Consider the following 14,516-nt stretch of genomic DNA (forward strand, 5'->3'; position numbering starts at 1 on the left):
GAAGAATGATCACAATACTATTTTTAACTAGCTAAATACATCATGGTTGCAAGGAGAAAACCATCAAATGGACCGGTTGAACCGGGTTTGAAATTATACATAACGATTGCAGGGATAATCGGAGCTTTACTAACGGTTTATATTGCATACCGGGCTTCAATCAGTGAGCGAAACTTTTTTAGCATAGGCATGCTTGCCATGTTGGCGGGACTTTTGTTTGAAAGTTTTCGTGTATTGGAAAACAAGCGCTCGATTTTCGGGACTTTTATTTTTGCTTACCTGTTTAGCTTAATTGCTTTTATTCCGGGTAAACGCGAGCACAATTACAATTTTGAGCAACATCTGGAAGGATGGCCTTATTTCTTCCTGGTTATTTACGCCTTGTTTTTTGTAATCATTCATAAAGATCGCTTCACTGCTAAATTGAATGAGGGAATTACATTGGTGCTTTCACTTTCACTCATTTATTGGGCACTTGATTTCGGTGTTACCAGGTATCACAACTGGTTTTCAATCTCGGTGATGACTATTGGAATACTACTGTGCATGTTTTCCATCGCGCATGCAGTAACTTATATGCCTTTAACGAGAACCGTTCGTTTGACCTTAAGTATTTGGAGCAGCATCATTTTAAGTGCTTTTGCCATTGATAATATGGCTCACGTGTTCAGCAATCCGGAAATTGAAAATTCAAAATACCTGTCGGAAGCTGTGTTTACAGGGATTCAGTATTTTTTAGTGGGCGTTGCAGCGATTTATATCATGAGAAATTTCTTATTGCTGGTGTCCTTTTTGCCGAGTAAAAACGGAAACTACAAAAGAGAGATCAGAGAAGGTAAACAGGAACACATGGAGCGTTATTCGGATAAACAGGCGAGGATTGTTTATTCGGTTGTGTGTATTGTTTTTGTTGGGCTTGCTTATTGGTTAAATCACCGGTATCAGATATTGCCAGGGCATACGGCAATTTTGCTGGTATTCTTTGCAGGTACCATCATCTGGAGATTCCTGGATAAGCCCAGCGAGTATTGATACAGTCGGGAAAGATCCGGATATTTTCCCGTTTTTGAATTAATCATTTTTAACGGAGCAGTTTCGAAATCCAAAAATTATGTAAGTGTTTTCCGAGTGGATTCCCGCATATTCAACTATCAATTTGTTGGATATGAAAAAGTCTCTTATCGCTTTAAATCTGCTTGCAATTTTTTTAGTTGGATGTCAACCCAATAAAGAAGCTCCGAAGGATGAAAAAAACATGCTTCCGAAAAGAAAGCAACCGAAAACAATCGCTTACGAACTAAAGGATGCCAAACAATGGCTCCTGGATTCTACGCTCACAGATACCGAAAAAGAACTGGTTTTTGCTGTAAACCGCACAGATGCTTCCAATTTCAAACGGATGGATACGGTCATTGTGCCCAAAGACCGAAGCGGGGATGTGGCCTATTACTTCCCGTTTCCGTTGAGTGTTCCTTATTTGAAGGATGTCGACAAGATCATTTATTTTTCGTATCCCACACAAACGTTCGCAGCTTATGAATGCGGGGAATTGGTACGTACCGGTCCCACGAATATGGGCAGGGAAGATGCGCAAACACCAAACGGTCTGTTTTTCACCAACTGGAAAGCTAAAAAGACTATCAGTACGGTAAATGACGAGTGGGAGTTAAAGTGGAACTTTAATATCCTGAACAAAGGCGGAATCGGTTGGCACCAATACACCATGCCTGGATATCCGGCGTCTCATTCCTGTTTGAGGCTTGTAACAAAAGATGCAAAATACCTCTACAATTGGGCCGATCAGTGGGTATTGGCGGATAAATCAACGGTCCTGGTAAAGGGAACTCCTGTCATTGTCTTTGGAAGCTATGATTTTAAGGCGGAAAAACCCTGGCTGAAGCTGGTAAATGATCCCCATGCATTGGATATTTCGGAAAATGAGATCCGGCAGATCACGGAGCCGTTCTTAAATGAAATCCTGGCCGAACAGGAAAACCGGGTGAATTCAAAATTAAAAGTGCAAAATATAAAAGCAGATACTTAGTTTTGTTATCAATAAAAGAATAGTGATCGAAACATATAATTGATTGACTACCTTTTACCTTTTTCCATTTGAATTCATATGGGTTTTGCAGAAAAAGTAATCGCTTTCAATCGTCAATTGCACTTTCCGGGGAAATTACCGGAGGGCTTCGGTGTCCTGAATCCTTATTTGGATAACCCGGAAACGATGGAGGTGATGCAGCAATTCTATCAGAAATACTACAACGACGATCTGCAGCGGAAATTTATTGTCGGGATTAATCCGAGCAGGCACGGTGCTGGTGTAACCGGAGTTCCGTTTACCGATACCAAACGCCTGGAATCTGTTTGCGGAATTACCATGCATTCAGCGCATACGCACGAGCTTTCTTCTGTTTTTATCTACGATCTGATTGCAGAATATGGCGGTCCGGAAGCGTTCTACAAACACTTTTACATCAATTCGCCGTTTCCGTTGGCAATTGTAAAGCAGGCAAAGAACGGACAATGGCTGAATGCAAACTATTACGATGATCCGGCTCTTTTCGAGGCTGTGAAAGATTTTATGATTTTCTCCCTGGAAAAGCACATCGGTATGGGCTTAGATACTTCTAAAGTCTTTGTATTAGGGAAGAAAAATGCCGGTTTCATTCAAAAGCTGAATAAACAGGCTCGTCTGTTCGGCGAAATAGAAATCCTCGAGCATCCGCGCTTCATCCAGCAATACAAGCTGAAAGAAAAACAGGCGTATATTGATAAGTATCTGTTAGCTTTTGAGGGATAATTTCAACCTGCCAATCCAATCTCCTCAAATTCAAAAGTATTTACGTCTTTTTCATAACAGGAATTCCAACCTGCCGGATATTTTTGCTTCATAACTTAAATGAAAAACTACGTTATGCTCTCCAAAAAAACACGTCTTTTAAGTGCAGCCTTTTTCTCCTTGCTAATAAATGGTGTAAATGCACAATTGTTCCTGTCGGAAGACTTCAATGCCGTAAGCAATCCGGGATTACCGGCCGGCTGGACTTCTGAACCCGCAACTCAATGGGTTACGGGAGTTCCCAATACCATTGCTCCCAATGCCGTAAATGCGTTGTTTCATTCACTCAATGATGCCGCACACATGAAAGCGGTAGGTATTGACGGAATGCAGGCTACGGCCGATAATGCACTATTGTCTTCTCCGCTTGTTTCTCTTCCTTCTTCCGCGGGTAATGCCGTATTGAATTTCGATGTCGCCTACTTTTATTATGTCTCCAATAACAATCCTCCTGAGATTGAGTCTTTGGACCTGGTGGTATCAACGGATGGCGGTTCGTCCTGGTCGTCCATTTCGCTTGTTGGCCCTGTAAACGCATCTACCGGTGTATGGGAAACCAGGTCGGTACCTGTAGGAGCTTATGCGGGGCAAAACAACCTCAAATTCGGTTTCCGTTATAACAATCAGGGAGCGGCCCTGGTAGGCGCTGTGTTCGACAATATCCGGTTGGTGAACGGCACGGACGGTTCTGTTATCAGTGCGTTTGCCGGAGATCACCCGGATCCTTCTACCGGAACTGGTTATCAGCTTTCCGGATCAAATGCCACACTTACCGGGAAGGTTAAAAACACCGGTGCACTTACCATCAACAGTTATTACATCAAATACAAAGCAGGAAACGGCGCGGTGCAGTCATCTCCCTTAATTTCCACTCCGCTCGCGTCTATGGCAACTGCAGATTTCCCCTCAGGACTCACGGTTGCCATCCCTGCGAATGTCAGTTATTCTATTAAAGCATGGATAGAAACTTCCAACGATACGGACCATAGTAATGATACTGCCACAGCTATAACTGTAGGTGTTCCTGTTATTCCTTTAAAAAGGCCGGTGTTTGAAGAAGGAACGGGGACCTGGTGCGGATGGTGTCCGAGAGGCGCTGTGTATATGGACCATTTTGCGGCCACACATCCCAATGGAGTTGCGGCACAGATTACCGTTCATAATGAGGATCCCATGACACTTCCGGCCTACGACAATTACATGTTTAATTATGTGAGCGGTTTTCCCAATCTGGTGGTTGACCGCACGATTGTAAAAGACCCGATGACTATTGATACGGCTTTTAATACAGCACAAAACAATTTCGGGTTTGCAGATTTCACACTTGGTACACCGGTGATTACTGGAAATTCAGTTTCCGTAACGGTAACTATAAAACCGGTGGTGGACATTCCTAATCCCAAACTGGCGTTGGTGATCACCGAAAGTAATGTGAAAGGCTCAGGAACCGATTGGCCGCAAAACAACTATTATTCCGGCGGTGGAAGCGGCGTGATGGCAGGCTGGGAAAATGAAGCGGGCCACGTAGATGATGTGAATTTTCATTTTGTAGCACGAAGCATTACACCCGCTCCCGGGGGTGGGACTTTTAATTTACCGGCGACACTCATTGCCGGTACGGTATATACCAGTACATTGACCGCAACTTTGGACAATAACTGGAAAATGAATGACCTGCAGTACAACGCGCTGTTGATCAACGGGAACAATACTTCTATCATGAACAGTGCATTTACCGCGTTGCCTCACTTATCACCAACATTGGCAAATACCGCAGGTGTATCAAGTCTTGAAAATACGATCGAACAAATGGTGCTATATCCGAACCCGGCATCCGGTAAAAGCTTCCTTGCCGTTCAATTGAAAGAAGGCGGAAATGCCGTGTTGACCATCACTGATGCAGCGGGTAAACAAGTTCTGAGAACTACACAGCAAACCCAGGCAGGAAATAATATCCTTGAGATTGATAGCAGTGATTTTGCTTCGGGATACTACCTGGTACATTTGGCAACTGAAAAAGCAACCAGGTCTATCAAATTACAGGTGATTAAATAGCCTGTTTAAAGTTGGCAGCTGAATGTTCTGTAGAAAGCTGCTTGCCAATTAGTGCAGATAAGCTCGAAAACCCCGTCTTTCAATTGAGATTAATGGCGGGGTTATTACCATTTTATCCGTGAATGAAATATATTTGCCTCAACCGTCTTTGACCGTATGAATATTGTAAGTCTTCCGCATCCGAATAATTTCCTGGTAGTTGAACCTTTGAACTATCCAAATCCTTACGATTTCAGTATTCCGCACCGGCACGATTATTTTGAAATTATTCTCGTTCGCGAAGGAGGAGGGGAACAGCAGATCGATTTTACACAAACCGGTTTGCGGTCAAACAATGTTTATACTGTTTATCCCGGACAAATCCATCACCTGAAACGGGAAACAGCAGAAGGACTCATCCTGCAATTCCGAAAAGATATTTTCGATTTTATCTTTCCCATCAAATACCATTACCTGTATTTCCCGAATGCAGGCGTGCAATTGGAAGCAGGTACTTTTGAGCATTTGTATGAGATCACTCAAAGTATTTTAAATCTCACCAAAGAACCGCAATTGTCACCACTTTCCATCCATAAGTCATACAGTTACCTGCAAATCGTGCTGATAACACTTATCGAACAGCACCAGTTGCATGCTAAGAATAATGCAGGAAGTTTCGGTGGAGAATTCCTGCAACTGCTGGGGCAGCATATCCAGGAGAAAAGAAAAGTAGCCGATTATGCGGAATTCATGAACCTGAGTACCGACCGCCTGACCGCTTTGTGTAAGGAAACCTTCGGAACAACGCCTTTGAGGTTGATACACGAGTCATTGATACTGGAAATAAAACGCCTGATGGTTTCCGGGGATCTGACTTTAAAGGAAATTGCCTTCGAACTGAATTTCGACAGCACGGCCAATTTTAGTTCGTTTGTCAAAACAGCCACCACTTTTACACCTTCGGAACTGCAGGAACAATTAAAAAAGAGCCTGATTCCCTAAATTCAAAAGCTTTCACGTCTTTTTCATAATAAGAAAGGTGCTTTGATGACTTAACTTTGAATCTGTAATTCTTCATAAGTAAATACAACAGGTTTAGTACAGTTATTTACGTTGGTTAGTGGATAAGGACGGATAGTTAATCTGTCCTTTTTTTAATTGTATTGAAAAAAGAAACCAAATAGTTGCAGGAAATCAAATTTGTTTTATATTTGCAATTAAATGGTTGCGTAATGGAAACACGAAGAGATATCTTTCAGGCAATAGCGGATCCCACCAGACGGGCAATTATTGCACTGATTGCACTGCAGGCAATGACCCCGAATGCACTAGCAGAACATTTTGACTCTACGCGCCAGGCTGTGTCCAAACACCTGCGCATTTTGTCGGAATGTGACCTGATCGCTCAAAAACAACAAGGCCGGGAAATTTATTATTCACTGGAGGTGAACAAGATGAAAGAGATCGATCAGTGGCTGGAGCAATTTCGTGCTATTTGGGAAACTCAGTTCAATCAATTGGATGAGGTATTGGAAAAAATGAAAAAGCAAAGAGATGAAAAATGAACTGATATTTGACTTTGCAGTCGACAAGGAGAACCAAACAATTACCGTAAAACGCGAGTTTGACGCAGACCTGGAATTGGTTTGGGAAGCCTGGACAACTCCGGAATTCCTGGAGAAATGGATTGCTCCCAAACCGTGGAAGGCGGAAACCAAAACCATGGATTTCCGGGAAGGTGGTCATTGGCATTACGCGATGGTGAGCCCGCAGGGAGAAAAACACTGGACGCGTTACGATTACCAAATCATAGAATCTCGGAAAAGGATTGTGGAACTGAGAGGTTTCAGCAATGAAGCAGGAACAATTAATCCGGATTTTCCACGAACCGAGTGCACGAATCTTTTCAGGGAGTCTGATGGCCGTACATATGTTGAAATCAAAGCAGTCTATGGAAACCTTGAAGTACTGGAATACCTGGTGAAAAACGGTTTCAAAGAAGGCATGTCGGCAAGTCTCGCTAACCTGGACGAATTATTGGAAACATTCAAGCAATGAGACTGATCTTCAGATGTCTGGCAAAATTGCTGAAGTTGTTCTCAATAAGTATTACTTCCGTATTTTAAGAATATTGGCTGCCACTCGATAAAAGTTTGGGTACATTTATGGAATACCGGCTAAAGATTCATCTTGTTGAGGAGTAACCGGTATAACAACAGGAACATGGCATCAATTCCAAGACCGAAACATTGCGGACAAAACTGGCTCGATATGGCTCCGGTTCCCGGTGGCCGTATTTGCGCACAATGTGAGAAAAAAATCGTAGACTTTTCAAAATCCAGCTGGGCTGAAATTGAAAAACAGCAAAAAGAGCACAACAACAGCCTGTGCGGCATGTACCATCCCAAACAGTTGGAGAATTGGGGGAGGGAAATCCCTAAATCCGGGAATTCATTGTTAAAAGCGGCGGCAATTACCGGAATAACTGTTTCTATTGCCACAACTTCCTATGGACAAAACCATTCAGATAGTTTAGTCATTGAAGGAAGAGTGATCGATAAGGAAACCGGCGAAGAATTGCCGTTTGCGATTGTCCGGTTAAAAAGCAATTCCTTGAAAACAGCGACTGATATGGATGGGAATTTCAGGTTGGTTTTAAAAAATGTTCCGTCAACTTCGATGCCCGATACCCTGGAAATTGATTGTGTCGGTTATCCGAAAGAGGAACTTGTATTTAGGGATTTAAAAAAACTGGAGGATCCTCAAAATGACGTTCCGCTGAAAAATGGAAAATTGGATATAATGCTCCATTCAGAAAGTGAAATCACCACATTTTATGTACATATGCCCTCCCGTAAGGAACGCATGAAACGGAAAATCAGAAGCTGGTTCGGAAAATAGGAACGACTTATGCAACTATTCTTCCAGGATCTTTTTCCGGTGAGCAATTCCCCAGGAGGTCAGATGATTTATAATTGTTTTTAACGTAAGACCGTGTTCGGTCAATTCATATTGAACCGTAATCGGCTGCGTATCCAGGATGGTTCTGCTAATGAGTTTATTGACCTCCAATTCTTTCAGTTCCTTGCTCAGCATTTTGTTTGAAATACCTTCCACATCGTTGAGGATATCCGAAAATCTTCGCTTGTTGTAATAGCAAATGGAAGAGATAATGGCAATTTTCCACTTTCCGTTCAATACATCCATGGAGTCCTGAACGGCTCGCATTTCCTTTTTGTGTTCTTCTGTTCGTATCGGTTTACATTCCATAAAAGGTTACTCTGTTACTTCGGGGTTACTGTTACTTTTTGTAACAAAGTTACGAAAGTAAATAATTGCTGCCTAACTTTGTGGCATAAACACATACAAAGTAATATTAAAATGAACTTTACAAACAAAAACGTAGTTATTACCGGTGGAAGTACCGGGATCGGACTGGCAAGCGCAAAAGCATTCATCAACGCAGGAGCAAGTGTTTGGATCACCAGCCGGAGTGCTGACAACCTGAAAAAAGCAGCAGAAGAAATCAATAGCCCGAAATTGCATACGGTTGTATCTGATACCGCTAATCTGGCTGGTATTTCGGCTTTGGAAAAGGCTGTTTCGGAAAGCGGACAGAAAATAGATGTGCTTTTCCTGAATGCAGGAATTGCCCTGTTTGCACCCATTGAAACTGCCAGTGAAGCAGATTTTGATGCACAGTTCAATACCAATGTCAAAGGACCGTATTTCACGCTTCAAAAAATGATTCCGTTTCTAGCGGAAGGATCAGCCGTGCTGTTTACTTCTTCAACAGTTGCAACAGCAACCAATATCGGTACCAGCGGATATTCTGCTACCAAAGGAGCATTGAATAAAATTGCTCAAATTGCGGCGAACGAATTGGCAGAAAGAAAGATCCGTGTAAATATTGTAAGTCCGGGACCTACCGAAACTCCGGGCTTCGATAAAGCAACGCAGGGAACTTCCAGGGATTTGTTTGCAGGAGCTACAGCTATGCAGCGAATGGGTAGAGCAGAGGAGATCGCTAAAACCGTCTTATTCCTCGCTTCGGATGATGCAAGCTTTATCACAGGAACCGAACTGTTAGTGGATGGCGGATACATCAATTACGCGCTGAAATAAATTCTCAATCACCTGTGTTAGAATGCCGCAGAATTAATCTGCGGCATTTTTTTATGGAGTAAAATGGAAAAGTATGTTAATTTACTTTGTAATTCAAAGTACTTTAATAAATTTGGATTCTAGAATCATTTAAATCCATTCCAATGAAAATTTTAATAATCAACCCGCCCCATTTATCCATAGGAAGCAGAATGGCTAACGAACATTTACCGCCATTGGGCCTGTTGTCCATCGGAGGGCCGTTACTAGATGCCGGGCACGAGGTCACGCTGCTGGATGCCGATTACTACAATTATAAAATCCAAAAAGTAGTTGCTTTGATCCTGGAACAAAACCCGGATTCAATCTTGCTGGGACATTCCGGTTCTACTTCGGCGCAGCCAATCATTGACGAGATTACCAAACGCGTCAGACTGCAAAACGGACGTGTCAAGATCATTATCGGAGGCGTTTTTCCTACCTATCACTGGAAAGAAATCCTGGAAGACAATCCGCAAATCGACTACATTGTTTGTGGAGAAGGCGAGGAGATTGTCTTAAACTTGGTGGCGGCTTTGGAAAACGATTCAGATCCGGAAACTGTGAAAGGATTAGCATTCAACCGACATGGTGTACCGATTAAAACTGCGGCAGCAGATCTCATACAAAACCTGGACGATTACCACATCGGTTGGGAATTGATGAAAGGCTACAATTACACCTATTGGGGAAAACGGAAAGCCGTCGTGATCCAATTTTCAAGAGGTTGTCCGTATCCGTGCACTTATTGCGGACAGAGCTTGTTCTGGAAGAAGTGGCGGCACCGGAGTGCACAATCTTTGGCAGATGAAATGGAAATGCTGCACAAAGAATACGGGGTACTGGTCTTTAATTTCGCAGATGAGAATCCTTCTTCCAACCCGAAAGCCTGGCGGGAATTCCTGGAAGCCCTGGTGGCAAAGAACCTGAAACTGATCCTGGTGGGTTCCATTCGTGCGGATAATATTGTCCGGGATGCCGCCTTTCTTCACTTATACAAACAAGCGGGGTTCGAGCGCTTCCTGCTGGGAATCGAAAATTACGATGAAGTAGTGCTTGAACGGATTAAAAAAGCGGGAACGGTTTCCAAAGACAAAGAAGCCATTCAACTGCTGCGAAAATACAACATCCTTTCCATGGCGACATACGTAGTTGGTTTCGGGGAAGAAAAAACGCGCGATTTTTACAACAGCTGGAAGCAATTGGTTTCGTATGATCCCGACCAGATACAATTACTCTATGCAACTCCGCACAAATGGACACCCTATTTTGAAGAAGTGAAAGAAAAGGAAATCATCCTGACCGATCAGCGAAAATGGGATTACAAGCACCAGGTACTCAAAACGCAATACCTGAAACCCTGGAAAGTGATTTTGTATGTGAAGCTCATCGAGATCACCGTTCAATTGCGGCCTAAAGCGTTGAAACGGCTGTTTTTTCACAAAGAAGCAAGGTTGCGGAGTGCCATGCGCTGGTACACCAATATCGGCAGACGCGTTTGGTTCTGGGAATTATACCAGTTCTTTTTCGTCACGAAATTGCTGCGTCACAACGAAAAGGTAAAAATGAAGGACTTTTGGAAGTGATTCAGGGATTGCTTTAAAAAGTGTCGTACATTTATCGTATACTTTCGTATATCTCACCATAAATCAATGAAAGAACATACGTACCAACTGGAATTTAGTAAGGCTATTAAGGAGTCTTTACTTGTTTGGGTCACTTTAATTTTACAGGTAAGTCTTTCTTTTTTTCTTATCTGTAATGAAGGTGAAATGGTAGCTTTGATTATTTCAAATTTAGTCCTGTCTCTTTTCTCTATTCCAGGGCTGATCATTCATTTAAATCATTTGAACTATTCAAGAAATGCTAAATTGATACTAAGACGTGACACGATTACCTTCATTAATCGGGCAGAAGAGATCACTCTAAAAACTTTCGAAGTAATTAAAGTAGTCCTTCATCAAAGTCCGTCAGGTTCCAGGCTTCCCTGGTGGAATTTCAGTTGGTTCGAACTGATTGACAAGGAAGGTCAAAGCATTAAAGTGAGTTGTTACTTTTTGGAAATAGGTGAATTTTGGCAAGATACACTTAGTCACCGTGTTGATTCTAACAATTTTGTCCGGAAAGAAGTATTTTTTCCGTTGATGAAATAGACCGATTTGTTTTTCGACCTTTCCTTTTAAGATCTCCCGGGATTCTGTTACGAAATACCGGAATACGGTTAGGAAGAGCTGTACCTCCTTGTCGACTTTTGTATTTCAAATAAGAAATATAATAAGCAATGAAAAAAGTATTGATTACAGGAGCAAACAAGGGAATTGGTTTCGAAATGGCCCGGCAATTGGCTCGAAAAGGGTATTACATTTATATGGGAACCCGGGATCTCAAAAATGGATCGGAAGCCGTGAAAAAACTTCAGGAAGAAGGAATAAACAGTGTGGAGGCTATACAACTGGATGTCACTGATGCCGGTTCCGTAATGAGCGCGCGTGAACAAATCGGGCGAAAAACAGACGTACTGGATATCCTGATCAACAACGCGGGTATTAACGGAATTGAGTTTGAAGGCGATAAACCGTTGATGCACACCGCTCTTGGTACCGGCATAGCGAAATACAAAGAAGTCTATGAAGTAAATGTTTTTGGTGTTATCCGTACCACGCAAGCCTTTATAGACTTGTTGCAGAAATCCCCGGAACCCCGTATCGTGAATGTAAGTTCCAGCCAGGGATCTCTCACTTTGCACAGCGATCCTTCCTACAAATACTACCACGCAAAAGGAGCCGTTTATCAATCTTCCAAGTCGGCCCTCAATATGTATACGATTGCGCTGGCTTTTGAATTACGCGATACGAATTTTAAAGTAAATGCAGTAAGCCCGCCATCAACCGCTACCGATTTCAATCACCACCTGGGAACCAGCAGTGTGGAAGTTGGGGCCGAACACATTCTTCGATACGCAATCATGGATAACGATGGCCCGACAGGACGGTTTTTCTGCCTGGATAACAATCCGGAAAGTGGCGAAATTCCATGGTAAAACAAGCGGAATTTTATACATTCATGCAATGAAAAAGGACGCACATATTCCTTACAATTACGATTCATTGTCAGACTTACATCGGTTGCTGGGGTTGCCAAAACCCTTGCACCCTTTGATCAGTTTGATAAAAAATACCGGCAACCGGTTGGCTATAACCAATCTGCCTGATACGCATACCTCTGTTTTTTACAAACTATCGTTCAAGCAAGCCTTAAAAGGAAAATTGAAATATGGCCGGCAATACTACGATTTCGATGAGGGCGGATTGTTTTTTGTTTCACCGAACCAGGTAACGGCCAGGGCAGAAAATAACGGAGATTATTCGGGATATACGTTGATTGTTCATCCCGATTTCTTTTTAAACTACCCACTTGCAGCGAAGATCAAACAATACGGTTTTTTCGCTTATACGGCCAATGAAGCATTGCACCTGTCTGCTAAAGAAAAAGATACCATCATTTCCATTTTTGAAAATATCGAAGAGGAATTGCAAAGCCGGCTGGACGATTTTACGCAGGATGTGATCATTTCACAGATCGAATCGCTGTTGAATTACAGCAATCGTTTTTACAAACGGCAATTCCTGACCCGGAAATCGGTCCATATCGACCTGCTGCAAAAGATGGAACAATTGCTGGATAATTACTTCAACAACGAAAAAGGATTGGATCAGGGAATTCCGACCGTTCAGTATATAGCCGACCAATTGAATTTATCGCCCAATTATCTGAGCGATATGCTCCGCAGCCTGACCGGACAAAATGCCCAGCAGCATATTCAGAACAGGCTCATTGAAAAAGCCAAGGAAGTGCTTTCCACCACTCAATTATCCATCGGTGAAATCGCCTTTGGTCTGGGATTTGAACACGCACAATCATTCAGCCGCCTGTTTAAAAGCAAAACCAAACAAACTCCGCTGGAATTCAGGCAATCGTTTAACTGAAAAGTGGGTTTTTGAATCTGATCGGGGGAAATCAATCAACGGTTTCAAAAAAATACCGAATTTTACGCGCGCAATGATAAACGGAATTTTGAATCGTTTTTCAGCGTAACCTCATTCATAACATTCAATAATAACCCATTATGGTAATCAGAAAATCATACTTCAAAAATGAAAAACAGGACCGCGATTATTTTGAAAATTGGGTCAGTCAACTGGAAAAAGAGAATAACAGGAAGTATGAGCGTTACGAAATCGAAACATCATTGGGAAAAACGCATGTTTGGGGACTTCACACCAAAGAGGAACAGTTAGATACGCTGGTTATTTTTCCGGGTGCAAGAACCACATCCTTAATCTGGGATTTTGATAAGGGATTGGATAATCTCCACCATAAAATGCGCGTATTTATGGTTGAAACAAACGGACTGCCGAATTTAAGTAAAGGAGATACGCCCGATATTAAAGGCCTGGATTATGGAGTTTGGGCTTCGGAAGTCTTTGAAAAACTCCACATTGAAAAAGCATTTATAGCAGGAGCATCATTCGGCGGATTGGTTTGTATGAAACTGGGAATTGTTCATCCGGAGAAGGTGCATGCTGCGTTTTTGTTGAATCCGGGTTGCTTACAGCCTTTTTCTCTGACACTGAAAAATCTTTATTTCAACCTGCTGCCCATTATTAAACCCAGTAAAAAGAATGTGGCCAGATTCCTGGATAAAGCAGTCTTTTCAAAACCGAATCACCAATTATCGGAATTCTCAGAAAATATGCTGATCGATTATGAAGTTTTTGCGATAAGCCGTTACAAGGATAAAACGCAAAAACCGTATTACATGAACGAGCAGCTGGAGGAAGTGAAAGTGGACACTTACCTGCTTTTGGGAGATAAAGACTTGTTGTTTCCGTATCAGAAATCGGGAGATAATGCTAAAAGACAGCTGAAAAAACTGAAAGAGACAAAAGTGTATGAAAACGTGGGGCATGGAATTGAAACTTACGATAAAGCGCTCCGGTACATCGGAGAAAAAATCAAACACCTTCGTTCCTTTCAAAAAGCTGATAACGGGAATAACTAAGAGTTGTCATGTGTGAAAACGCTGCGAATATTACGTTTTGTACCTGCGAAGTGGAGCCGGAAACGATCCACAACAAAAACTCCCGCAGAAACAGGGGAAATAATGCCACTGAGCAGAGAAGTTACCGCTGGACTTTAAACAAAATCACCGGCTTGTCTGAGCAAACCATGGACGGCTTGCTGATGGAACCGGATCAGGCATTTAACCGGGAACTCACGGATGAAACTATTTTGACGGAACTGAACGATCGGAATTGCTTCGATTTTGAATACGAACCGAATGAAGGGGATAGCCTGACGCTTTCCGAAAAGCATTCAGGCAGGTTCATGTCGTTTTTGTTTGAGAACGGTAAATGGCGAATCGGCAGCCCGAACCCGTTTACGCATCGGATTACAACGGTTAATTCAGGAAGCGTTCGGTTTGAAAAATAAT

16 protein-coding genes are annotated in these 14,516 nt (G+C 42.4%); 15 read left to right on the forward strand and 1 reads right to left on the reverse strand.

Features of this window, described 5'->3' with window-relative positions; genetic code table 11:
- The first annotated feature begins 42 nt into the window (after nt 1-42).
- From ABDW02_RS04960 to ABDW02_RS04995, 8 genes are all read left to right on the forward strand, one after another.
- Entirely contained in the window at nt 43-1,032 is a 990-nt protein-coding gene (locus ABDW02_RS04960; protein WP_343632710.1) for a hypothetical protein, read from the forward strand.
- 133 nt (nt 1,033-1,165) lie between these two features.
- On the forward strand, nt 1,166-2,044 hold the full coding sequence (locus tag ABDW02_RS04965) for a L,D-transpeptidase (protein WP_343632712.1): 879 nt from the start codon (nt 1,166-1,168) through the stop codon (nt 2,042-2,044).
- A gap of 78 nt (nt 2,045-2,122) precedes the next feature.
- Nucleotides 2,123-2,806 (forward strand): SMUG2 DNA glycosylase family protein, encoded by a 684-nt coding sequence (locus tag ABDW02_RS04970; protein WP_343632714.1) that lies wholly within the window; start codon nt 2,123-2,125, stop codon nt 2,804-2,806.
- A 99-nt stretch (nt 2,807-2,905) separates the two neighbouring features.
- Nucleotides 2,906-4,900 carry a T9SS type A sorting domain-containing protein gene (locus ABDW02_RS04975; protein ID WP_343632716.1) on the forward strand — a complete coding sequence of 665 codons (1,995 nt, stop codon included), beginning with the start codon at nt 2,906-2,908 and terminating at the stop codon, nt 4,898-4,900.
- Between the two features lie 156 nt (nt 4,901-5,056).
- A complete protein-coding gene (locus ABDW02_RS04980) occupies nt 5,057-5,881 on the forward strand; it encodes an AraC family transcriptional regulator (RefSeq protein WP_343632718.1) in 825 nt (274 codons plus the stop codon).
- Between the two features lie 230 nt (nt 5,882-6,111).
- On the forward strand, nt 6,112-6,444 hold the full coding sequence (locus ABDW02_RS04985) for a metalloregulator ArsR/SmtB family transcription factor (RefSeq protein ID WP_343632720.1): 333 nt from the start codon (nt 6,112-6,114) through the stop codon (nt 6,442-6,444).
- Complete coding sequence (locus ABDW02_RS04990; protein WP_343632722.1) at nt 6,434-6,937, forward strand: SRPBCC domain-containing protein; 504 nt, start codon at nt 6,434-6,436, stop codon at nt 6,935-6,937. The genes ABDW02_RS04985 and ABDW02_RS04990 overlap by 11 nt, the downstream gene beginning before the upstream one ends.
- 165 nt (nt 6,938-7,102) lie before the next feature.
- On the forward strand, nt 7,103-7,780 hold the full coding sequence (locus ABDW02_RS04995; RefSeq protein ID WP_343632724.1) for a carboxypeptidase-like regulatory domain-containing protein: 678 nt from the start codon (nt 7,103-7,105) through the stop codon (nt 7,778-7,780).
- A gap of 15 nt (nt 7,781-7,795) precedes the next feature.
- Here the strand turns inward: ABDW02_RS04995 and ABDW02_RS05000 are convergent, their stop codons facing one another.
- Entirely contained in the window at nt 7,796-8,107 is a 312-nt protein-coding gene (locus tag ABDW02_RS05000) for a helix-turn-helix domain-containing protein (RefSeq protein WP_343632726.1), read from the reverse strand.
- Nucleotides 8,108-8,260: 153 nt separating this feature from the next.
- On the opposite strand from ABDW02_RS05000, the gene ABDW02_RS05005 reads away from it, so the two are divergent.
- The 7 genes from ABDW02_RS05005 (at nt 8,261) to ABDW02_RS05035 (ending at nt 14,515) form a co-directional block, all read left to right on the forward strand.
- Nucleotides 8,261-9,004 carry an SDR family oxidoreductase gene (locus tag ABDW02_RS05005; protein WP_343632728.1) on the forward strand — a complete coding sequence of 248 codons (744 nt, stop codon included), beginning with the start codon at nt 8,261-8,263 and terminating at the stop codon, nt 9,002-9,004.
- A 143-nt stretch (nt 9,005-9,147) separates the two neighbouring features.
- Nucleotides 9,148-10,608: a magnesium-protoporphyrin IX monomethyl ester anaerobic oxidative cyclase gene (gene bchE, locus ABDW02_RS05010; RefSeq protein ID WP_343632730.1), complete on the forward strand. Its 1,461-nt coding sequence runs from the start codon at nt 9,148-9,150 to the stop codon at nt 10,606-10,608.
- 66 nt (nt 10,609-10,674) lie between these two features.
- The gene (locus tag ABDW02_RS05015; protein ID WP_343632732.1) at nt 10,675-11,175 is read left to right on the forward strand and encodes a hypothetical protein; all 501 of its coding nucleotides are present in this window, start codon (nt 10,675-10,677) and stop codon (nt 11,173-11,175) included.
- Nucleotides 11,176-11,303: 128 nt separating this feature from the next.
- The gene (locus ABDW02_RS05020) at nt 11,304-12,062 is read left to right on the forward strand and encodes an SDR family oxidoreductase (protein WP_343632734.1); all 759 of its coding nucleotides are present in this window, start codon (nt 11,304-11,306) and stop codon (nt 12,060-12,062) included.
- Nucleotides 11,998-13,008, forward strand: coding sequence for an AraC family transcriptional regulator (locus ABDW02_RS05025; protein ID WP_343632736.1), 1,011 nt, complete (start codon nt 11,998-12,000; stop codon nt 13,006-13,008). Before ABDW02_RS05020 ends, ABDW02_RS05025 begins: the two co-directional genes overlap by 65 nt.
- Nucleotides 13,009-13,148: 140 nt before the next feature.
- The gene (locus tag ABDW02_RS05030) at nt 13,149-14,084 is read left to right on the forward strand and encodes an alpha/beta hydrolase (protein WP_343632738.1); all 936 of its coding nucleotides are present in this window, start codon (nt 13,149-13,151) and stop codon (nt 14,082-14,084) included.
- 8 nt (nt 14,085-14,092) lie between these two features.
- Complete coding sequence (locus ABDW02_RS05035; protein WP_343632740.1) at nt 14,093-14,515, forward strand: hypothetical protein; 423 nt, start codon at nt 14,093-14,095, stop codon at nt 14,513-14,515.
- Nucleotide 14,516: the final 1 nt, after the last annotated feature.

The sequence above is a fragment of the Fluviicola sp. genome (assembly GCF_039596395.1).
Taxonomy (GTDB): domain Bacteria; phylum Bacteroidota; class Bacteroidia; order Flavobacteriales_D; family Crocinitomicaceae; genus Fluviicola.